The sequence below is a fragment of the Streptomyces sp. NPDC058464 genome (genome assembly GCF_042721035.1).
Lineage (GTDB): Bacteria > Actinomycetota > Actinomycetes > Streptomycetales > Streptomycetaceae > Streptomyces.
In genome coordinates this window covers 113,889-134,969 of record NZ_JBHXMA010000031.1, presented here as the reverse complement: position 1 = coordinate 134,969, position 21,081 = coordinate 113,889, and the positions used below count along the sequence as shown (strand labels likewise).

Sequence of the window (21,081 nt, the reverse complement as noted above, 5' to 3'; positions counted from 1 at the left end):
GGGAGGGGTGGGCCGACTTGTGGGGGTGGCCCGTCGTTGGCGGGTGCGGGCCGGAACCTTCTCCCACCCACGCACCGCCCGTGCGGGTGGGGGGAGGGGTGGGCCGGCCTGCGGGGGTGCTTCGTCGTCGGCGGGTGCGGGCCGGTGCGGGTGACTGGACGAACGGCGGGCTCAACGTATTCCCTGCCGTCTGCCGTCTGCCGTCTGCCGTCTGCCGTCCGTTATTTGATTCCTCCCCGCGATCCGCCTGCCGCCGACGGCGCCGTACCCCCGCTGGTCGGCCCACCCATCCTCCGACTCGCACGGGTGGTGCGTGGGTGGGAAGGCAGGGCAGACTGCGCGTAACCTGTTGTAACTAGCGGTGCTAGTTTTTGGGAGGGTTCTGATGTCCGCGTCCGTGAAGTTGCCTCCGTTCGATGCCGGTGACCCGCTCGGTATCGACGATCTCCTGGAGCCGGAGGATCTCGCCGTACGGGAGACCGTGCGGAGCTGGGCGGCGGACCGGGTGCTGCCGTTCGTCGCCGAGTGGTACGAGAGCGGGGAGCTGCCCGGGATCAGGGAGCTCGCCAAGGAGCTCGGGTCGATCGGGGCGCTCGGGATGTCGCTCGACGGGTACGGGTGCGCCGGGGCGTCAGCCGTGCAGTACGGGCTCGCCTGTCTGGAGCTGGAGGCCGCCGACTCCGGCATTCGGTCGCTCGTGTCCGTGCAGGGGTCGCTCGCCATGTACGCGATCCATCGGTTCGGGAGCGAGGAGCAGAAGCAGCGCTGGCTGCCGGGCATGGCCGCCGGTGATGTGATCGGCTGCTTCGGGCTGACCGAGCCTGATCACGGCTCCGACCCCGCCGCCATGCGGACCCACGCCCGGCGCGACGCCGGCGGCGACTGGGTGCTGAGCGGGCGGAAGATGTGGATCACCAACGGTTCGGTGGCGGGCGTCGCCGTCGTGTGGGCGCAGACGGAGAACGGGATCCGCGGGTTCGTCGTGCCCACCGACACCCCCGGGTTCTCGGCGCCGGAGATCAAGCACAAGTGGTCGCTGCGGGCGAGCGTCACCAGTGAGCTGGTGCTGGACGACGTGCGGCTGCCGGCTGATGCCGTACTGCCGGAGGTCACCGGGCTCAAGGGGCCGCTCAGCTGCCTGTCGCACGCCCGGTACGGGATCGTGTGGGGTGCCATGGGTGCCGCGCGTACCTGCTTCGAGGCCGCCGTCGACTACGCGAAGTCGCGGGAGCAGTTCGGTCGGCCCATCGGCGGCTTCCAGCTCACCCAGGCCAAACTCGCCGACATGGCGGTCGAACTGCACAAGGGGATCCTGCTCGCCCATCACCTGGGGCGGCGGATGGATGCCGGTCGCCTGCGTCCCGAGCAGGTCAGCTTCGGCAAGCTCAACAACGTACGGGAGGCCATCGAGATCTGCCGTACGGCTCGGACGATCCTCGGGGCGAACGGGATCTCGCTGGAGTACCCCGTCATGCGGCACGCGACCAACCTCGAATCGGTGCTCACCTACGAGGGCACCGTCGAGATGCACCAGCTGGTGCTGGGCAAGGCACTCACCGGGCTCGACGCCTTCCGGTGAACCCCGCGCGGGGCAGGGCCGGTGAGCGGCCCTGCCTCAGCTCTGGTTGAAGAAGCCGTCCTCCCGGCGCCTGGCCGGCTCACCGCTGACGATCTCGGTGTTCGCGGGGGTCAGCAGGAAGACCCGGTTGGCGACCCGCTCGATGGTGCCGCGCAGACCGAAGGTCAGCCCGGCCGCGAAGTCGACGACGCGCTTGGCGTCGCCCGGCTCCATGGCCGTGAGGTTCACGATGACCGGCACACCCTCACGGAACAGCTCGCCGATCGCGCGGGCGTCCCGGAAGCTGTCCGGGGTGACCGTGCCGATCCGGCGGCCCTTCTCCTCGGCGGTGTCCGAGGCCACCTTGACCCGGGGGTCGGTGACCCACGCGTCCCCGGGCTGCTCGGTCCCTTCGGAGTAGTCGTCGTCGTAGTAGCGCTCGTCGTCGTTGTCGTCGACGAGGCCAAGCCAGGCACTCGCCTTGCGTACCGATCCCATGGACGCCTCCTCTCACAGCGGTCCTTCTTGCTTCCGCATCCCTATGCTCGTCCATGATGCGGATGGTGCGCCAAGTGGATAGACGCCGCACGGGGGGTTTGTGACGGTACTGGTGCAGAGCCCGTACGTCGAGAGCCCAGATGTGCCAAGGGCCCTGACTCACAGGTCTGCTGACTGAGAGTGAAATATGATTGTTTCCGGCGGGCGGGTGATGAACCGTGCGTCCGGGTGAACAGGGCGAGGCGGTTCGGGGTGTCTCCGAGACGTCGCCGGGGCGTCGTCGTGGTGGTCGGGTCGTGCGGGCGTTCGGTGCGGTGGCGGGGAGAAGGGCCTGGTGGGCGGCGTACTTGCGCGGCCGGGGACGTGGTCGGGGCGCGGTCGGCCGGGGCTGGGCCGGGCTCGCCGGGGCGATCGCGGGCGGTCCCGGGCGGGGTGTCGTGGCCACAACAGGCTCCGGCGACCGGCTCTGACAGTGGCTCAGGGGTCGAGGCGCGCCCGGGGCGACCGATGGCGTCAACCGGCGTGCGGGTCCGTCACCGTATACGGAATCGGGGTGCCGGGGCGGTCGCCTCGGCATTCGCCTTGATCCTGTTTCCGCGACGTAAAACAAAAACATGATCGGGTGACCGCTGCCCGGAGAGGTTCGTTGGCCGGAGCGCAGAACCATTTCTGCCCCGGTTCTGCGCATCCATCAACTCGCCTCATGATTAAGGCACTTCCGTGCAAGCAGCCACCATTCGCACCAGGCTCCTGAGGATTCTGGTCCTGGCCCTCGCCGTCCTGCTGACGCTGCTGGGCGTCGCGGCCGCCGGACAGATCTCCGCCTATCGCAACGCCTCCGCCACCGCGGACAACGCCCGGCTGGAGATCACGCTTCAGGGCCTGATCCACGAACTCCAGAAGGAACGCGGTCTCACCACCGGTTACGTCGGCGGTGTCAAGGAGTTCGCGGGCAAGCTGCCCGCGCAGCGCAAGGCCACCGACACCGCCCGCGACCGGCTCGGCCAGGCGCTCCGGGGCCGTTCCGACGCGGCCGCCGGCTCGGTGCGCGAGTCCCTCGGACGGCTCGACGGACTCGCCGGGATCCGCAAGCACGCGGACGACCACACCGGCGTGGTGAAGGACACCTTCGACTACTTCACCACCACCATCACCGTCCTCGACCGGCTCGACCTGGGCATCGGCGACGTCCACGACGCCACCCTGCGCGACGCCTACCAGGCGCTGCAGATCCTCGGCAACGCCAAGGAGTTCACCGGCGAGGAGCGCGCCATCGTGCTCGGCTCGGTGCGCGCCGGACAGTTCCAGGACGACGACTACAGCCGGTTCATGGAGATCCGGGCCGGCCGCCTCGCCGCCCTCGACGCCTTCCCGCGCTCGGCCACCGACGCCCAGCAGCGCCGCCTCGACGCGGCCATGACCACCCCGGACGCCGAGCGCGCACTGGCGTACGAGGACACCGCGGTCAAGGGCGGCGGGAAGCTGAAGTGGAACGACATCCCGCCCATGCAGTGGTGGGACGCGATGACCGCCACCATCAACGGGCTGCGCGACGTCCAGGTCTCGCTCGGCACCGACGTCGAGAACCGGGCCTCCGCCCTGGAGGGCACCGCCCAGCGCGGTCTGCTGCTCTTCCTGCTGCTCGCGCTCGGCACCGTCGCCGCGCTCGGCGCGCTCGCCCTCGACTGTGTACGGTCCGTCTCCGCGCCGCTCGCCGAACTCGCCCAGCAGGCCCGCGAGGTCGCCGGGGAACGGCTGCCGAAGGCCGTCTCCGCCGTCCAGGACGGCTCCTCGGGCGAGCACCCCGAACCGCCGGCCCCGCTCGCCGTCTCCGGCCGGGCCGGTGCCGAGGTCAAGGAGGTCGCCGAGGCCTTCGACCGGGTGCAGCAGGCCGCCTACGACCTCGCCACCGAGCAGGCCGTGCTGCGCCGCAACACCACCGACTCGCTGGTCAGCCTCGGCCGCCGCAACCAGAACCTGGTGCGCCGGCAGATCAGCTTCATCAACAGGCTGGAGCACGAGGACGCCGACCCCGCGACCCTCGCCAACCTCTTCGAACTGGACCACCTCGCCACCCGGATGCGCCGCAACGCCGAGAGCCTGCTCGTCCTCGCCGGGGAGTCCAGCCCCCGGCCCTGGTCCACCCCGCTGTCCATCACGGACGTGCTGCGCGCCTCCCTCGCGGAGGTCGAGGAGTACCGCCGGGTCACCCTGCGGCGGGTCGAGCCGGCTCACCTGAACGGCTCGGTCGTCGCCGAGATCGCCCATCTCCTCGCCGAGCTGATCGAGAACGCGCTGAGCTTCTCGCCGCCGGACTCGGACGTGGAGATCGAGGGCCGCCGCACCAGCGCCGGCTATCTGGTCGCCATCGTCGACCACGGCCTCGGCATGAACGCCCAGGCGATCGCCGAGGCCAACGTACGGCTCTCCGGCACCGCCAGCTTCATGGCCGAACCCACCCGGTTCCTCGGCCACTTCGTGGTCGGCGCGCTCGCCCGCAAGTGCGGGATCGAGGTACGGCTGGGGGAGGCGCCCGCCGCCGGCGTGGTCGCCCGGGTGCTGGTCCCGGTCAACCTGCTCACGGAGGCGACGGCGACCCCGAAGCAGGCGGCTGCCGCCGAACCGGCCACGGCTGTACCGGCCGTCGTACCGGCCCCGCGCAAGGAGCCCGACGAGACGCGGCTCGTCTCCGTCGCCGCCGAGGCCAGGCCCGAGCAGCCGCAGCCGCAGTCGCAGCCCCAGAAGAAGGGCGCCTCGGCCGCCCGGACCCGCAACGGGCTCGTGAAGCGGCCCCAGCGCAGCGCGATCTCGGAGGCCGTCAGCGAGACGGACCGGCCCAGCCGCCCGGCGCCAGCAGAACGCACCCCCGACCGCAGCCCCGAGGAGGTCTCCGGGATGCTCGCCACCCTGCGCAGCGCCCACATGCGGGGCGGGATCAGCGTGGAGAAGGAGAAGGAGAAGGAGAAGCAGAAGGAGAAAGAGCAGGTGCAGGCGTCCGAGGCGGCGCGCACCGAGGAGGACGGCGAGTGACCACCGTCGACACCCCCAGCGACTCGCGCACCTTCAACTGGCTGCTCGCGAACTTCGTCAGGTCCACCGACGGGGTGCGGGACGCGGTCGCCGTCTCCTCCGACGGGCTGCTGATCGCCGTCTCGGACGGGCTCGGGCGCACCGAGGCCGACCATCTCGCGGCGATCGTGTCGGGACTCTCGTCGCTCGCGCGCAGCGCGTCCAAGCGGTACAGCTTCGACGGGGTCAAGCTCATCATGATCGAGATGGGGCGCGGCTTCCTGCTGGTCTCCGCGATCCGGGACGGCAGCTGCCTCGGCGTCCTCGCCGACTCCAGCGGCGAACTGGGTCTCGTCGGCTACGAGATGGCGGTGCTCGCGGAGCGGGCCGGTGACCTGCTGACACCGACGCTCATCGCCGATCTGCGGCAGGCGTTGCCACGATGAGTGCGCGGGAGCCCACCGAGTCTGCCGAGCCCGTCGACGACACCTCCTTCGTACGGCCGTTCATCATCACCGGCGGGCGGGCCGAGCCGCTGCAGACCGATCTGCGACTGGAGACGCTGGTGGTGGCCGTGGGCGAGCCGGACGAGTCGATCACGTTCGAACGCCGGCACATCGTGGCGGTGTGCGCACAGCCGACGACGGTCGCCGAGGTGGCGCACCGGGTCGGCGTACCCCTCGGAGTCGCCAAGGTGCTGATCTCCGATCTCGTCGTCGCCGGGCAGCTCGCCTGCCGGCAACCCGCGGAGCTGCCGCTCCAGCTGCTCGAAAGGATCAGGGACCATGTCCGGGCGCTCTGACAGGGTCGTGCCGCTCGCCGTGAAGATCGTGGTGAGCGGGGGACTCGGGGTCGGCAAGACGACGTTCATCGGGGCGATCTCGGAGATCGAGCCGCTGGACACGGAGGCGGCGATCACCCAGGTGTCGGTCGGCGTCGACTCGCTCGCCGGCGTCGAGTCCAAGACCACGACGACCGTGGCGCTCGACTTCGGCCGGATCACGCTGGATCCGTCCATCGCGCTGTACCTGTTCGGGACGCCCGGGCAGGACCGGTTCTCGTTCCTGTGGGACGACCTGGTGGAGGGAGCGCTGGGCACGGTGGTCCTCGCGGACACCCGCCGGATCGAGGACTGCTTTCCCGCCGTCGACTACTTCGAGGCCCACGGGGCGCCCTTCGTCCTCGCCGTGAACCGCTTCGACGGCGCCGAGCGGTTCGAACTGGAGGAGGTCCGGGAGGCGTTGGGGTTGGGGGCCGAGGTGCCGGTGCTGGAGTGCGATGCGCGGGAGCGGGGGTCGGTGCGGGATGTGCTGGGCGCGCTGATGGACCGGGTGATCGGGGTGAGGTCCGTACCCAGGAGGAGGGTGATGGCTGTGCGCTAGTCGCCGTGGGGGGCGCGGGTTGTGCGGCGCGTGCGGATTGTGGGTGGTTGCTCGCGCAGTTCCCCGCGCCCCTTTGGGGGCGCGTGAGCTGGGCGTCTGTTGTGAGGGAGGGGGTGCGTGTGAAGGCGGAGGGAGAACGCGAGGAGTCCCCGCTGTCCGCGGGGCGCGCAGGGGGTCAGCTCAACAGGAACAGGACCACACGCGACCGAGGTCGATGTGGGAGCGCTTGACCAGCCACTGCTGTGGATGCATGGGCCAAGTGGAACAGGTCTCCGGTTTTCCGTCAACTGAGCTGAGACGCGCTGCCCACACTCTGGACGCCCTTGACAACGAGGGGAAACGGCCCCGTAGAGTCGACGGACGGCCCTGCTGAGGGGCTCGGCCGTAAGAGCGCCGCAGCGCGGCGCTCCGTGTGAAGGCACCCGCACCACCGTGTGCGTGTCCACCGTGTTCGCTTGATCCGCCACGGAGCCTTCGCATGTCTTCCGAGACCCTCGTCAGAACCCCCACTCCCACCTTCACCGCTCCCGCCTTCGGCATACCCGGGCCCGCGGCCGACCGCTTCACCTCGGCCGACCGACTCACCTCCGAGGCCGCCCGATGAGGCCACAGCTGGTGATCGTGGGGGCCGGGCCGCGGGGGACCGGTCTCCTGGAGCGGATCGCCGCCAACGCGCCCGAGCTGTACGCCGGTTCGGGCCTCGACATCCATCTGGTCGACCCGCATCCGCCGGGCGCCGGACGCATCTGGCGGGCCGCCCAGTCGCCGCTGCTGTGGATGAACTCGCACGCCGAGGACGTCACCATGTTCACGGACGAGTCGGTGCGGATGGCCGGGCCGGTGCGGGAGGGCCCCACCCTGCACGAGTGGGCGGGCCTGGACGGCCGTACCTTCGCCGACCGGCAGATCCAGGGCCGCTATCTGCGGCACGTCCACGACCGGGCCGTCGCCGACCTCCCGGACGGCGTCACCGTCCACCACCACCCGCGCCGTGCGCTGCGGGTGAGCGGGCCGCGCGAGGGGCGCCAGCAGGTCTGGCTGGAGGGCCGGCCGCGTCCGCTCCTCGCCGACCTCGTCGTCCTCGCCCTCGGTCACCTGGACGCCGAACTCGACCCGGAACAGGCCGCGTTGGCCGCGTACGCCGACGCGCACGGCCTGCTCCACCTGCCGCCCGACTTCACCGCCGACAGCGACCTGTCCGCACTGCGGCCCGGCGAACCGGTGCTCGTGCGCGGGTTCGGGCTCGCCTTCGTCGACCTGATGGTGCTGCTCACCGAGGGGCGGGGCGGACGCCACGACGGCGACACCTACGTGCCGTCCGGGCAGGAGCCGGTGCTGTACGTCGGGTCGCGGCGCGGAGTGCCGTACCACTCGAAGATCGGGTACGACTGGACCGGCGAACGCCCGCCGCTGCCCCGGTTCCTCGGGCCCGCCGAGATCGACGAACTGCTCGCCCGGCCCGGCGGCTACGACTTCCGGCGGGACGTGTGGCCGCTGGTGGCGAAGGAGCTGGGCTTCGCCCACTACCACCGGCTGTTCACCGTCCATCCCGAGCGGACGGCCGTCGCCTGGCCGGACTTCGAGGAGAAGTACGCCGCGGCCGAGGGCGACGCCGAGGTGCGGGCGCTGGTGGCGGCCGCCGTACCGGATCCCGCCGACCGGCTCGATCTCGCGGCGCTGGACCACCCGCTGGACGGGGTGCGGTACGGATCGCACGAGGAGTTCCAGGAAGGGCTGCGCGGCTACATCGAGGCGGACCTGGACCGGCGTCACGATCCCGGGTACAGCGCCGACCTGGCGGTGTTCCTCGGACTGCTCTCCGTCTACGGGCAGTTGGTGCGGCTCGGCGACATCGGGCCCTGGTGGCACGGGTTCTTCAGCTATCTCGCCTCCGGGCCGCCCGGCCCCCGGCTGCGGCAGATGCTCGCGCTGTCCCGGGCCGGGGTGCTGCGGTTCGTCGGCGCCGGGATGACGGTGACGGCGGCGGACGGGGTGTTTTGGGCCTCCGCCGACACCGTGCCCGGGTTCTCCGTCGAGGCGCGGGCCCTTGTCGAGGCGCGGCTGCCCGAACCGACCGTGGGGCGCGCCCGGGACCCGCTGCTGCGCGAGCTGCACGCCGGCGAGGCCGCCGAGACACCCGACGGGCTGCTCAGGGTGGACCCCGCCGACGGGCGGATCCTCGACGGGGGCGGGCGGCCGCACCCCCGGCGGTTCGCGCTCGGGCCGTTCACGAACGGCCGTACGCCCGGGGCGTTCACCCGGCCGCGCACCGGAGGACCCGCGTTCCGCCAGAACGACGCCACGGCACGCGCGGCACTGGCCTTCCTGGCCGACCTCGCGGGCGGGGCCGCCGCGGAGCCCGGTCATGGCTGAGTGCCGGTGCGGCGAGCCGGGCGGCCACCGCCTCGGAAGGTGTTCCAGCGCTGTGGAGAAGGGATTGCGGCGGCTTGTGTGAAACGGGTGTCTTACAGGGAGCACAGGGAGGTTCGTGGTGATGAGCGGCTCGTACGGCCGGGGGCTGCTGCATCTGGCCGCCGCCGTGGACCAGGCCGGGGTGTTCGAGGCGGAGCGCTACGTCGAGCTGGTGCGGCTCGCCGAGAGCGGGGGACTGGACTTCGTGACGCTCGACGGCCGGTTCGGGTGGCCGGAGACCGACGCGCTCACCGTGCTGGCGCAGGTGGCCCCGGCCACCCGGCGGATCGGGCTGGTGCCGATGACGACCGCCCCCGAGGCCGCCGTCGCCCACCTCGACCGGGTCAGCCGGGGCCGGGCCGGCCGGTGGAGCGAGGACCCGGGGCCCGCGCCGGAGCAGCCGGTTCGAGTGGCCGACGCCACCGAGCCCGCCGCCCGGCAGGCCGCCGCCCGGTACGCCGATGTCGCACTGGTGCGGGCCGCGAGCTCCGCGCAGGCCGCCGCCGTACGGGAGGAACTGCGGACGCACGCACGGGAGTCCGGGCGGGATCCGGAGGCACTGCGGGTGCTGGTGAGCCTGGTGGTGGACCTGGGCGACGGGGAGCGCGCGGCCGAGCCGGGGCACGGTGGCGGCGGGCCCCGGCAGACCGTGCAGGGGCCGCTGTACCGGGGTGGCCCGGTGGATCTGGCGGAGCTGGTCGCGGGCTGGCACGGTGAGGGTGCCACCGACGGCTTCCACCTGGTCCCGGCCGAACCGCGCCGCGACCTGGAACGGCTGGTCAACGGCACCGTCGCGCTCCTCCAGCACCGCGGCCTGTTCCGCACCTTCTACCCGGGCAGCACCCTGCGCGAGCACCTGGGCCTCGCCCGGCCGGCCGGGCAACTCGCGGCGCCCTGAAATACCCCGCGCTCTCCGGCCGTTGGGGACGGACCGAGCGCATGTGAGAGAGACATGACGTGAGCCGCCGCGCGAGTCGTCGCGAGTCGTCGCGGGCCATGACGTCATGACGCAAGCCACGGAAGGACTGATCGTATGAACGCGGACGCGTCCGGGGACTGGAAGCGCTGGCACGAACACCGCGAGGAGACGGTGTCGGCGCCGTACGGTCCGCTCGCGCTGGTCGGCAGCCACTGGATCGAGGACCATCCGGACGGCCGGCTCCCGGCCCTCCCCGGGATCTGGGCCGTCGACGGGGACGGCGTCCGGCTCACCGCGACGGCGGCCGACGGCCTGGCCCTGGACGGCGAGCCCTTCGCCGGCGAGGTCCGGCTCGCCGCCGACCGGGAACCGTCGGCCCGGGTCACGCTCGGCGAGCGCCGGCTGGTCGTGCTGGTCCGCGAGGGTGTCTGGGGCGTACGTGAGTACGACCCGGCCGCCGCGACCCGCAGCGCCTTCCGGGGCATCGACGCCACCCCCTACGACCCGCGCTGGTCGGTGCCGGGGCGCTTCACACCGTACGCCGGCGACCCGCGCGCCGTCCGCGTCGAGACCGCGGACGGCGTGGAGCGCGCGCTCGTGCTCGCCGGGGAACTCGGCTTCACCGTGGCCGGCCGGGAGCTGACGCTCCAGGTCGCCGAGCAGGCCGACGGCCGGCTGTGGGCGGTGTTCGCCGACACCACCAGCGGGGGCAGCAGCTTCCGGTTCAGGTTCCTCTATTCGGCCGCCCCGGCCGCCGACGGCTCCACCACCGTCGACCTCAACCGGGCACAGCTGCCGCAGTGCGCCTTCGCGGACCACTTCATCTGCCCGTTCCCGCCGCCCGGCAACACGCTGGACCTCGCGGTCGAGGCGGGGGAGCGGAAGCTCGCCTGAGGCTTTCGCGGGGAATGCGACAGGGCGTCAACTCGCCCGGACGGCGACGAGATCACCCAAAGTCGGCGTGGTTCGAACACGGTCGTACGGCCGAAAGGCACCCTTGCGGGTACCGGTCGTTCGCCCGAATACTCCCCCTCAGCGCTTGTCAGGGGCATGTGTGTCCGAAATCCGGGCGCCACCCCTGGCTGCGCCTCACGGGCCCCGACCCCACGCGGGCCCCCGACTTCCCCTGGGAGGGAACGACAAGTGAGGATCAAGCGCACCACCCCACGCAGCGGTATCACGAGACGGACCCGGCTGATCGCCGTGGGCACCGGCTTCCTGGCCGCGGCGGCGTTCGCCGTCCCCACCGCGAGCGCGAGCGACGCACATACCTTCAGCACGACCCAGCTGAAGGCCGTGAACAGCTCTGTTCTGAAGGCAGACGTCCCCGGCACCGCCTGGTCCGTGGACAGCAAGACCAACCGTGTCGTCGTCACCGTCGACGCCACGGTCTCCAAGGCCGAGATCGCCAAGATCAAGCGGCAGGCGGGCGCCGACGCCGGAGCGCTCACCATCAAGCACACCAACGGCACCTTCAAGAAACTGATCACCGGTGGCGACGCCATCTACGGCGGCGCCTACCGCTGCTCGCTCGGCTTCAACGTGCACAGCGGGAGCACGTACTACTTCCTGACCGCCGGGCACTGCGGTGAGGTGGCCTCGACCTGGTACAGCAACTCCGGCCACACCACCGTCCTGGGCACGAACGTCGGCTACAGCTTCCCGACGAACGACTTCGCGCTGGTCCGCTACACCAACACCTCGATCGCGCACCCGAGCGCGGTCGGCAGCCAGACCATCTCCAGCGCGGCCACGCCCAGCGTCGGGACGACGGTGTACCGCCGCGGTTCGACCACCGGCACGCACAGCGGCCGGGTCACCGCGCTCAACGCCACCGTCAACTACGGCAGCGGTGACATCGTCTACGGCATGATCCAGACCACGGTCTGCGCCGAGGGCGGCGACAGCGGCGGCCCGCTCTACGGCGGTACCGTGGCCTACGGTCTGACCTCCGGCGGCAGCGGCGACTGCACCTCCGGCGGTACGACCTTCTTCCAGCCGGTCACCGAGGCGCTGAGCTACTACGGCGTGAGCGTCGGCTGACGATCCTCCCGGATCCGGTCTCCCGGTGGGCCCCCGTACGCAACCGGCGTGCGGGGGCTCCCCTTTGACGGGGTGCCGGAGTTACCGTCGAGGGACCACTGGAGTCACCCCCTGGGGGCCGGCATGGTCGAGGCGTTGGTGGCGGCCGGAGCCGCTCTCGTGTCCGTCGGAGCGGTCTACGCGCTGGCTGCGGCACGGGTCGTCAGACAGTACGAGCGAGGCGTGGTGTTCCGCCTCGGCCGGCTGCGACCGGAGGTCCGCGAGCCCGGGTTCACCATGATCGTCCCGTTCGTGGACCGGCTCCAGAAGGTCAACATGCAGATCGTCACGATGCCGGTGCCCGCGCAGGAGGGCATCACCCGGGACAACGTGACCGTGCGCGTCGACGCCGTCGTCTACTTCAAGGTGACCGGGCCGGCCGAGGCGGTCGTCCGGGTCGAGGACTACCGGTTCGCGGTCTCGCAGATGGCGCAGACCTCGCTGCGCTCCATCATCGGCAAGAGCGAGCTGGACGACCTGCTGTCCAATCGCGAGAAGCTCAACCAGGGCCTGGAGTTGATGATCGACAGCCCGGCCGTGGAGTGGGGCGTCACCATCGACCGCGTCGAGATCAAGGATGTCTCGCTGCCCGAGACCATGAAGCGGTCCATGGCCCGGCAGGCCGAGGCCGACCGGGAGCGCCGGGCCCGTGTCATCAACGCCGACGCCGAACTGCAGGCCTCCAAGAAGCTCGCGGAGGCCGCCAAGGAGATGTCGGAGCAGCCCGCCGCGCTCCAGCTGCGGCTGCTGCAGACGGTGGTGGCGGTCGCCGCCGAGAAGAACTCGACGCTGGTGCTGCCGTTCCCGGTGGAGCTGCTGAGGTTCCTGGAGCGGGCACAGCAGCAACTGCCTCCGGCGGCAGGGGCCGGTGGGGCCGACGGGACGGCGGGGACGAATTCCGGCCAGGGATAGCCGGAGACGGTCAGGGGCGGACGTCACCGCCGGCCGCCCATTGCTCGCATGCGGCGTTTGCAGTGCATGCAGTGCGAATTCTCTTGGGGTGGCCGAGGGTTGGTGACCGGCTACCGGCGGCCGTGCACGATCCGCACACAGGGGGCGCACGACATCCGCGCACGCGAGACCTGAACTCGACCTTGTGTGCTCCCTGTGGGCCTCGGAATAGTAGGCGGCCGTCAACCAGCCTTCCGGTCTTCGAGGTCCCCACAACCTTGCGGGCCGCCCCCCACAGGAGGACATGAGTTGAAGCACCGACGCATACCCCGGCGCCGGGCGGCGCTCGCCGGCGCGGGTGTCGCCGCGCTCGTCGCCGCCGGAGTGACCTTCCAGAGTGCGAACGCCAGCGAGCCCGCCAAGGCCGCCGCCGCACCGCAGATCCTGTCCGCCCCGGCGGCCGGAAAGCTCGCCTCGACGCTCGCCGCCGACCTCGGCACCGACGCGGCGGGCACCTACTACGACGCGCGGTCGAAGAACCTCGTCGTCAACGTGCTCGACGACACCGCCGCCGAGGCCGTCGAGGCGGCCGGGGCCAAGGCGAGACTCGTCGCCAACTCCCTCGCCGAACTCGACGGCGCGCGCACCACCCTGAAGCAGGACGCGAGCATCCCCGGCACCTCGTGGGCGACCGACCCGGTCGGCAACAAGGTCGTCGTCACCGCAGACCGGACGGTCACCGGGGCCGAGCTGGCCAAGCTCACCAAGGTCGTCGACGGACTCGGCGAGAAGGTCGAACTCCGCCACTCGAAGGGGGAGTTCAAGCCCTTCATCGCCGGCGGCGACGCGATCACCGGCTCGGGCGGCCGCTGTTCGCTCGGCTTCAACGTGGTCAAGGACGGCGAGCCGTACTTCCTGACCGCCGGGCACTGCACCGAGGCCATCTCCACCTGGTCGGACTCCGCCGGGACCGTGATCGGCCAGAACGCCCGGTCGAGCTTCCCGGGCAATGACTTCGGCCTGGTCAAGTACACCTCAGAGGTGGACCACCCGAGCGAGGTCGACCTCTACGACGGCTCCGCCCAGCAGATCACCGGCGCGGCCGAGGCGACCGTGGGCATGAAGGTGACCCGCAGCGGCTCCACCACCCAGGTCCACGGCGGCACGGTCACCGGTCTCAACGCCACCGTGAACTACTCCGAGGGCACGGTGAGCGGTCTCATCCAGACCGACGTCTGCGCCGAGCCCGGCGACAGCGGCGGCTCGCTCTTCTCCGGCAGCAACGCGATCGGCCTGACCTCCGGCGGCAGCGGCGACTGCACCTCCGGCGGGGAGACGTTCTTCCAGCCGGTGACGGAGGCACTGTCGGCGACGGGGGCGGAGATCGGCTGACGGTGCCGGTGCTCCGGACCGGCTGACGGCTCCGGTGTCCCGGACCGGCTGACTCGCGTCGTATCGCTGCTGGGCCCCGCCTCCTCCGAGGAGGCGGGGTCTTTGGCATGCGCCGACGCCGGTCGCCCATTGCAGAGAGTGCCGCATCTGCTGCAGTGCGTCATGGGTGTGCTGCCCTTCCGGGTGATCGAGCGATCGGGCGGCCACGGCGAGGTGTGTGTCGTGGCGATGGTTTCCCCCAACTGCGGTGGCCGGCCGAGGAGCTGACGGGACGGTGCCTGTTTCGGGCGTCGCCCACCTCCCCAAAGAATCGCTGATGTGTTCGAATGCGAGTCGTTTACGGGTCGCTGACCGGTGCTGATGAGGTTAGAGTAATCGAACGAGCGTACGATGAACATATCGGGCGTATCGGGTGTGTGGCTGAAAAGGGGTGGAGTGATGGAGGTGCGGCATGACGGGCTTCGCCCATCTGCACGTCGCGTCCGGTTACTCCGTCCGCTACGGCGCCTCCCATCCCGAGCAGCTCGTCCAGCGGGCGGCCGAGCGCGGTATGGCGGCCCTCGCGCTCACCGACCGGGACACGGTCACCGGGGCTGTTCGATTCGCGCGGGCCTGTGCGAAGGAGGGGGTCTGGCCGCTCTTCGGCATCGACCTCGCGGTCGAGGCCCTGGCGCCCCCGCCGCCCGTCCGACGCCGTCGCACTCCGGCGCGCGGTGGTGCGCACGTCGTCGAGCCGCCGCTGCGGTTCGTGCTGCTCGCGCAGAGCAGGGAGGGGTGGGCCCGACTGTGCCGGATCACGTCGGCCGCCCATGTCGGCGCCGTGTCCGGTGTGCCGCCGGTGGTGCCGTGGGAGGCGCTGCGCGAGTACGGCGGCCCGGGGCTGGCCGTGCTGCTCGGCCCGCTCTCGGAGCCGGTGCGGGCGCTGTCGGTCGACCGGGAGGACGTCGCGATGAGGCTGCTGGCGCCCTGGCAGGAGATCTTCGGAAGGGATGTTCGATTGGAAGCCGTCGCGCAGAAACGTTCCGGCACTGGACCGGGATCCCTGCGCCTGGCCGCCCGCACCCTGGCCCTGGCCGACCGCACCGGCACGACCGCCGTGCTCTCCAACGCGGTCCGCTACGCCGACCCCGACCAGCACCGCCTCGCCGACGTCCTGGACGCCGCCCGGCTGCTGAGGCCGATCGACCGGCGCCGCCTGGACAGCGGACAGCGCTGGCTCAAGGACGAGAGAGGGATGGCGGCCGTCGCCCGCATGATCGCCGAATGCGCCGGAGCGGACCCCCGCAGGGCCCGCCGACTGATGGCGGACACCGCGGACACCGCGAACGCCTGCACCGTCGCCCCGAAGGCGGACCTCGGCCTCGGCACCCCGCACCTCCCCGAACCGGCGCTCTTCGGCGCCGAGCCGGAAGCGGGCGGTGCGGCCCGGCTGCTGCGGCAGAAGTCCGAGGACGGCCTGGCCCGACGCGGCCTCGACCGCGACCGGGAGGCACTCGCCCGGCTGGACGAGGAGCTCGCCGTCATCTCCCACTGGAACTACGACGCGTACTTCCTCGCCGTCGGACAGGTCGTCGCCGACATCCGGGCCAAGGGCATCCGGGTCGCGGCCCGCGGCTCCGGCGCCGGTTCCCTGGTCTGCCACGTCCTGGACGTCGCCACCGCCAACCCGCTCGACCACAGCCTGCTGTTCGAACGCTTCCTCAGCATGCGCCGGGAGTCGCTGCCCGACATCGACATCGACGTGGAGTCCGCCCGCCGCCTGGAGTGCTACGACACCATCTTCGAACGGTTCGGCAAGGAACGGGTGGCGGTCACCGCCATGCCGGAGACCTACCGCGCCCGCCGAGCCCTGCGGGACACCGGCCTCGCCCTCGGCATCCCGCCCGCCGACGTCGACCGGATCGCCAAGAGCTTCCCGCACCTGCGTGCCTGCGACATCACCGGCGCCCTCGCCGAACTGCCCGAACTACGCCGACTGGCGGGCGAGATGGGCCGCTACGGCCCCCTGTGGGAACTCGCCGAGGGCCTCGACTCCCTCGTCCACGGCATGGCCATGCACCCCTGCGGCGTGGTCATCAGCGACGCCACCCTCCTGGACCGGCTGCCGGTGCAGCCCACCCCGCAGGGCGACTACCCCATGGCCATGGCCGCGAAGGAGGAGATCGAAGCGCTCGGCAACATCAAACTCGACGTCCTGGGCGTGCGCATGCAGTCCGCGATGGCCCACGCCGTCACCGAAATCGAACGCACCACCGGCAACCGCATCGACCTGGACGACCCCGAACAGGTCCCGCTCGACGACGTCTTCGCCTTCAAGCTCATCCAGTCCAGCCAGACCCTGGGCCTGTTCCAGCTGGAGTCACCTGGACAACAAGATCTTTTGTCGAGACTGCAGCCGCGCGACGTGCAGGACGTCATCGCCGACATCAGCCTCTTCCGCCCGGGGCCGGTCGCGGGCGGCATGCCCGAGCGGTACATCGCCGCCCGCCACGGCGGCGCCCCCGCCTACGCGCACCCGGACCTGGAGCCGGTGCTCTCAGACACCTACGGCGTGACCATCTGGCACGAGCAGATCATCGAGACCCTGCGGGTGCTGACCGGCTGCGACCGGGCCTTCGGGGAGATCACCCGGCGGGCGCTCGGCGACAAGGAGCAACTGCCCAGGATCAGGGACTGGTTCCACGAGAAGGCACGCGCGCGTGGCTACAGCGCGGCCGTCCGGGAGGAGGTGTGGAAGACCGTCGAGGCCTTCGGTGCGTACGGCTTCTGCCGTGCCCACGCGGTCGCCTTCGCCGTCCCCGCCCTGCAGAGCGCCTGGCTCAAGGCGCACCACCCGGCGTTCCTGCTGGCCGGCCTCCTCGAACACGACCCCGGGATGTGGCCCAAGCGGGTCCTGGTCTCCGACGCCCGCCGCGGCGGTGTGCAGGTGCTGCCCGTCGACGTCAACGACTCCCGGGTGAAGCACACCGTGGAGAAGGGCGACGGAGACCAGTGGGGTGTACGGCTGGCGCTGTCCGGGGTGCGCGGCATCAGCGAGGAGGAGTGCGCGCGGATCGAGGAGGGGCAGCCGTACGGATCGCTGTCCGACTTCTGGCAGCGGGCCCGTCCCAGCAGACCGGTCGCCGAACGCCTCGCCGAGATCGGCGCCCTGAACGGTCTGCACGACGGCCGCCTCACCCGCCGTGACCTGCTGCTCCAGATCGCCGAACTCCATCGCCAGTCCCGCAACCGGACCGCGGGTTCAGGTCAACTGCCCATCGACGCGGGTGCCGTCGGCGGAGCCGAGCCGAGCGGTCTGCCGGAGATGACCGGCCGCGAGGCCCTGAGCGCCGAGCTGAACACCCTCGGCATCGACGTCTCCCGGCACCTGATGGAGCACCACCACCGGTTGCTGCGCGAGATCGGCGCGACCGACGCGGCGCACCTGGCCGGGATGCGTGCCGGTCAGCAGGTCCTCGTGGCCGGGGTGCGGGCCTCGACCCAGACCCCGCCGATCGCGAGTGGCAAGCGGATCATCTTCGTCACCCTGGAGGACGGCTCCGGGCTGGTCGACCTGGCGTTCTTCGAGGACTCCCACCCGGCCTGCGCGCACACCGTCTTCCACAGCGGACTGCTCCTCGTCCGTGGCACGGTCCAGGTGCGCGGCACCCGTCGTACCGTCGTCGGGACGATGGCCTGGGACCTGGACGAGATCGCCGCGGCCCGTCGCGACAACGGCCCCGAGGCCGCGCTCGCCCTCCTCGGTCGGACCCGCCCGCATCCGACCCCCGCCCAGCCGCACCGCACCCTGGCCGACGGCACCGCGGGCGCCCGCCTCCACCCCTACGCCGACCTCCAGCCCGCCGGCACCCGCTCGGCCGACCTGAAGAAGTTCGGCCACCGCAGCCCGGGGAGCGCGGGATGAGCGGCATGGGTACACGTCAGCGGCACATCGCGCACCTTCACCTGCACGCCTCACTGAGCGAGGCCCAGTACGCCGATATAATCGAACTGATGTCCAATGTCACGCCGCACGTCCAGGCCGTTCCGCCCAACGCCGTCCAACTCGACCTGACCTCGGCGCTCCGGTACTTCGACCTGTCTCCCTATGACATGGTTCAGGCGACGATGATGAGGCTGAAGGCCCACTACGGCATCGACTGCAGCGCAGGGCTCGCGGGCAACCGGATGCTGGCGGCGATGGCGGCCGACGCGTCCGCGCCGGGGGAGACGACCTGGGTCACCACCGCCGACGCGGCCGACTGGCTGTATCCGCGGCCGGTCACCGCGCTGCCGGGGATCGGCCGGGCCACGGCGGAGACGCTCGGCAGATACGGCCTGCACACCATCGGGCAGGTCGTCGACCTGCCCGCGGGAACCCTGCAGCGACTGCTCGGCACGGGCCCCGCCCGGCTGCTGGCCGAGCGTGCCCGCGGCCGCGACCCCCGCCCGGTCACCCCCTCGGAACCGGCAGCGCACCTGGCCGCCGACCTGGTGCTCGACCGGGACTGTCTCGATCCGGCGCAGCATCACCGGGCGGTCCTGGGACTCGCCGAACAGCTCGGCGGGCGCCTGCGCGGCGAACGCCGGGTGGCCGGCCGACTCACCCTCACGGTGCGGTACGCCGACCGAAGTTCCACCACCCGCACCCGTGCCCTGCCGGAGCCCACCGACCACTCACCGGCCCTCGCCGCGGCGGCCCTGGGGCTGCTGGCCTCCCTCGGACTGCAGCGCGCGCGAGTCCGCGCCTTCGCGATCCGCGCCGACGGGCTGCGGCCGGCTGACAGCGCCTACCGGCAGCTCTCCCTGGACCCCGGCGACACCCGGGCCCGCGCCGCAGAGGTCGCCGCGGACCGGGCCCGCCGCCGTTTCGGGGCGGATGCCGTACGTCCTGCCGCTCTGGCCGCTCCGACCGTGCTCGGTACCTGAATCGGCGAAGGGCCGGTCACCCCTGGAAGCGCACGGTGCGGGCGGCGCGCTCCGCTGCGTCAGTTGGCCCACGGCGGCACGATGCGGGTGCCGTCGGTCAGTTCGGCCTCCAGTCCGATGGAGGTGGTGACCCAGGAGAGCGCGGTGTGGTCGGTCGGGTTCTCGATGGCGAGGGTGGCGCCGGGGTTGACGATGACGGTGTCGCCGGCGCGGATGCGGTCGGTGCGGCCGTCGAGGGTGATCAGGAGTTCGCCGACGAGCAGGTGGAAGATCTCCTCCCGGTTGACGGTGTGGGCGGGGGCCCTGGTCCCGGCGGGTATCTCCCCTCGCCAGGCGCACAGTTCCTTGCTGCCGGTGCGGGGGGTGGCGTAGGAGACGAAGCGGGCGCCGTGGGTCTCGTGGGTGGTGGCCTCGGCGGAGCGGACGACGGGCATGGGTGCCTCCTGGAAAGATGGTCAAGCTGCTTGACTGTATGGTCAAGCTGCTTGACCGGTTCGTCAAGGGTGTTTCAATGCCTCCGTGCAGAACTCCGAGGCCATGGCCCTGTCCGCAGCCCTGCTCGCCGCAGCCGGTGAGCTGACCCGGCGTATCGACGAAGGGGTCGTCGCCCGCGGCTTCGAGGGGATCAGGCCTGCCCACGGCTTCGCCTTCGCGCGGCTCGCCCCGGGCGGCGCCACCGTCACCGAACTCGCCGTGCACCTCGGGGTGACCAAGCAGGCGGCAAGTCAGCTTGTCGATGACATCGTGCGCAAGGGGTATGCCGAGCGCCGGCCGCACCCCGGGGACGCGCGGGCGCGGCTGATCGTGCTCACCGATCGGGGGTGGGCGTGCACGCGGGCCGCGGAGGAGGCGGCCGCGGAGGTCGTGCGGGGGTGGGTGGATGTGCTGGGGGAGGGGGAAGTGCGCGTGTTGCGGGAGGGTTTGGTGCGGATCGCACCCTATGGTCCCCTCAGGCCCAGCTGGTGACATCCCGTCAGGTGGGTGGTGTGCGGCCGGTTACTCAGAAGTTTTACCGACGCGTAACTTCACGCTTGCACTACTCGTCCGTAACTTGATGAGTGAACAGCATCCTTCGTGATCCGGATCACAGGGCGTAAGGCCGTCGCACCTCCCTTGAGCCGCAAGGAGATCACACGATGCTGCCCTGGAAACGAGTGCTCAGACCCCTCACCGCGCTGCTCCTCGCCGCCGCCGTCGCCACCGTTCCCGCCGCCACCGCCCACGCGTCCAGTGCCCCCACCACCGGCTGGAACGACTACTCCTGCCGCCCCTCCGCCGCCCACCCGCGCCCGGTGATCCTGGTCCACGGCACCCTCGGCAACTCCGTCGACAACTGGCTCTCCCTCGCCCCGTACCTGGAGGGCCGCGGCTACTGCGTCTTCTCCCTCGACTACGGCCAGCTGGACGGCGTCCCCGTCTTCTACGGCCTCGGTCCCATCGACAAGTCGGCAGAGCAACTCTCCGCCTTCGTAGACAAAGTGCTCGCCGCGACCGGCGCCGCCAAGGCCGACCTCGTCGGCCACTCCCAGGGCGGCATGATGCCCCGCTACTACCTGAGGTTCCTCGGCGGCGCCGCCAAGGTGAACGCCCTCGTCGGCCTCGCCCCCGACAACCACGGCGCCACCATCAGCGGCCTCACCAACCTGCTGCCGTACTTCCCCGGCGCCGAAGACCTGATCAAGGCCACCACCCCCGGCCTCGCCGACCAGATCCCCGGCTCCGCCTTCCTCACCAAGCTCAACGCGGGCGGCGACACCGTCCCCGGGGTGCACTACACGGTCATCGCCACCAAGTACGACGAGGTGGCCACGCCCTGGCAGAGCCAGTACCTGAGCGGCTCCGACGTCCACAACGTCCTGCTCCAGGACCTCTGCTCGCTCGACTTCTCCGAGCACGTGGCGATCGGGCTCTTCGACCGGATCGCCTTCCACGAGGTGGCCAACGCGCTCGACCCCGCGCACGCCGCCACCACCACCTGTGCGTCGGCGTTCAGCTGAGCCGCTGCCCAACTGAACGCCGCCGGGGCCTGT

18 protein-coding genes are annotated in these 21,081 nt (G+C 71.5%); 16 read left to right on the top strand and 2 right to left on the bottom strand.

All coding sequences use genetic code 11. The features are described 5' to 3' along the window. Nucleotides 1–385 precede the first annotated feature (385 nt). On the top strand, nt 386–1,579 hold the full coding sequence (locus ACFWPQ_RS34985) for an acyl-CoA dehydrogenase family protein (protein WP_384043840.1): 1,194 nt from the start codon (nt 386–388) through the stop codon (nt 1,577–1,579). A 36-nt stretch (nt 1,580–1,615) separates the two neighbouring features. On the opposite strand, the gene ACFWPQ_RS34980 is transcribed toward ACFWPQ_RS34985, so the two are convergent. Continuing rightward, a complete protein-coding gene (locus tag ACFWPQ_RS34980) occupies nt 1,616–2,056 on the bottom strand; it encodes a cell division protein SepF (protein ID WP_089102969.1) in 441 nt (146 codons plus the stop codon). A gap of 720 nt (nt 2,057–2,776) precedes the next feature. Between ACFWPQ_RS34980 and ACFWPQ_RS34975 the strand changes: the two genes are divergently transcribed. The 13 genes from ACFWPQ_RS34975 (at nt 2,777) to ACFWPQ_RS34915 (ending at nt 19,051) form a co-directional block, all read left to right on the top strand. Beyond that, nucleotides 2,777–5,086 carry a nitrate- and nitrite sensing domain-containing protein gene (locus ACFWPQ_RS34975; RefSeq protein WP_384043837.1) on the top strand — a complete coding sequence of 770 codons (2,310 nt, stop codon included), beginning with the start codon at nt 2,777–2,779 and terminating at the stop codon, nt 5,084–5,086. Then, complete coding sequence (locus ACFWPQ_RS34970; RefSeq protein WP_384043834.1) at nt 5,083–5,511, top strand: roadblock/LC7 domain-containing protein; 429 nt, start codon at nt 5,083–5,085, stop codon at nt 5,509–5,511. The genes ACFWPQ_RS34975 and ACFWPQ_RS34970 overlap by 4 nt, the downstream gene beginning before the upstream one ends. Continuing rightward, nucleotides 5,508–5,867 carry a DUF742 domain-containing protein gene (locus tag ACFWPQ_RS34965; RefSeq protein WP_361293072.1) on the top strand — a complete coding sequence of 120 codons (360 nt, stop codon included), beginning with the start codon at nt 5,508–5,510 and terminating at the stop codon, nt 5,865–5,867. The genes ACFWPQ_RS34970 and ACFWPQ_RS34965 overlap by 4 nt, the downstream gene beginning before the upstream one ends. Further along, nucleotides 5,851–6,447 (top strand): ATP/GTP-binding protein, encoded by a 597-nt coding sequence (locus tag ACFWPQ_RS34960; protein ID WP_384043831.1) that lies wholly within the window; start codon nt 5,851–5,853, stop codon nt 6,445–6,447. The genes ACFWPQ_RS34965 and ACFWPQ_RS34960 overlap by 17 nt, the downstream gene beginning before the upstream one ends. Before the next feature lie 478 nt (nt 6,448–6,925). Continuing rightward, entirely contained in the window at nt 6,926–7,051 is a 126-nt protein-coding gene (locus tag ACFWPQ_RS34955) for a hypothetical protein (protein ID WP_384043828.1), read from the top strand. Then, nucleotides 7,048–8,820 carry an FAD/NAD(P)-binding protein gene (locus ACFWPQ_RS34950; protein ID WP_384043825.1) on the top strand — a complete coding sequence of 591 codons (1,773 nt, stop codon included), beginning with the start codon at nt 7,048–7,050 and terminating at the stop codon, nt 8,818–8,820. Before ACFWPQ_RS34955 ends, ACFWPQ_RS34950 begins: the two co-directional genes overlap by 4 nt. Before the next feature lie 121 nt (nt 8,821–8,941). Next, entirely contained in the window at nt 8,942–9,757 is an 816-nt protein-coding gene (locus tag ACFWPQ_RS34945) for an LLM class flavin-dependent oxidoreductase (RefSeq protein ID WP_384043822.1), read from the top strand. Nucleotides 9,758–9,892: 135 nt separating this feature from the next. Then, on the top strand, nt 9,893–10,672 hold the full coding sequence (locus tag ACFWPQ_RS34940; RefSeq protein WP_361293080.1) for a DUF1684 domain-containing protein: 780 nt from the start codon (nt 9,893–9,895) through the stop codon (nt 10,670–10,672). Nucleotides 10,673–10,921: 249 nt separating this feature from the next. Next, the gene (locus tag ACFWPQ_RS34935; protein WP_361293082.1) at nt 10,922–11,821 is read left to right on the top strand and encodes a S1 family peptidase; all 900 of its coding nucleotides are present in this window, start codon (nt 10,922–10,924) and stop codon (nt 11,819–11,821) included. Nucleotides 11,822–11,944: 123 nt separating this feature from the next. Then, nucleotides 11,945–12,772: a slipin family protein gene (locus tag ACFWPQ_RS34930; RefSeq protein ID WP_384043818.1), complete on the top strand. Its 828-nt coding sequence runs from the start codon at nt 11,945–11,947 to the stop codon at nt 12,770–12,772. 288 nt (nt 12,773–13,060) lie between these two features. Further along, entirely contained in the window at nt 13,061–14,143 is a 1,083-nt protein-coding gene (locus ACFWPQ_RS34925; protein WP_384043815.1) for a S1 family peptidase, read from the top strand. 451 nt (nt 14,144–14,594) lie between these two features. Beyond that, complete coding sequence (locus ACFWPQ_RS34920; RefSeq protein ID WP_384043812.1) at nt 14,595–18,047, top strand: DNA polymerase III subunit alpha; 3,453 nt, start codon at nt 14,595–14,597, stop codon at nt 18,045–18,047. A 5-nt stretch (nt 18,048–18,052) separates the two neighbouring features. Further along, on the top strand, nt 18,053–19,051 hold the full coding sequence (locus ACFWPQ_RS34915; RefSeq protein ID WP_384043809.1) for an ImpB/MucB/SamB family protein: 999 nt from the start codon (nt 18,053–18,055) through the stop codon (nt 19,049–19,051). Nucleotides 19,052–19,110: 59 nt separating this feature from the next. Here ACFWPQ_RS34915 and ACFWPQ_RS34910 read toward each other — a convergent pair whose 3' ends face one another. Then, nucleotides 19,111–19,485 carry a cupin domain-containing protein gene (locus ACFWPQ_RS34910; RefSeq protein WP_384043806.1) on the bottom strand — a complete coding sequence of 125 codons (375 nt, stop codon included), beginning with the start codon at nt 19,483–19,485 and terminating at the stop codon, nt 19,111–19,113. Between the two features lie 85 nt (nt 19,486–19,570). Between ACFWPQ_RS34910 and ACFWPQ_RS34905 the strand changes: the two genes are divergently transcribed. Together ACFWPQ_RS34905 and ACFWPQ_RS34900 are read left to right on the top strand one after the other, a co-directional pair. Then, nucleotides 19,571–20,017, top strand: a complete 447-nt coding sequence (locus ACFWPQ_RS34905) for a MarR family winged helix-turn-helix transcriptional regulator (protein WP_384043803.1) — start codon at nt 19,571–19,573, stop codon at nt 20,015–20,017. 170 nt (nt 20,018–20,187) lie between these two features. Further along, complete coding sequence (locus tag ACFWPQ_RS34900) at nt 20,188–21,048, top strand: esterase/lipase family protein (RefSeq protein WP_384043801.1); 861 nt, start codon at nt 20,188–20,190, stop codon at nt 21,046–21,048. The last annotated feature ends 33 nt before the right edge of the window (nt 21,049–21,081 follow it).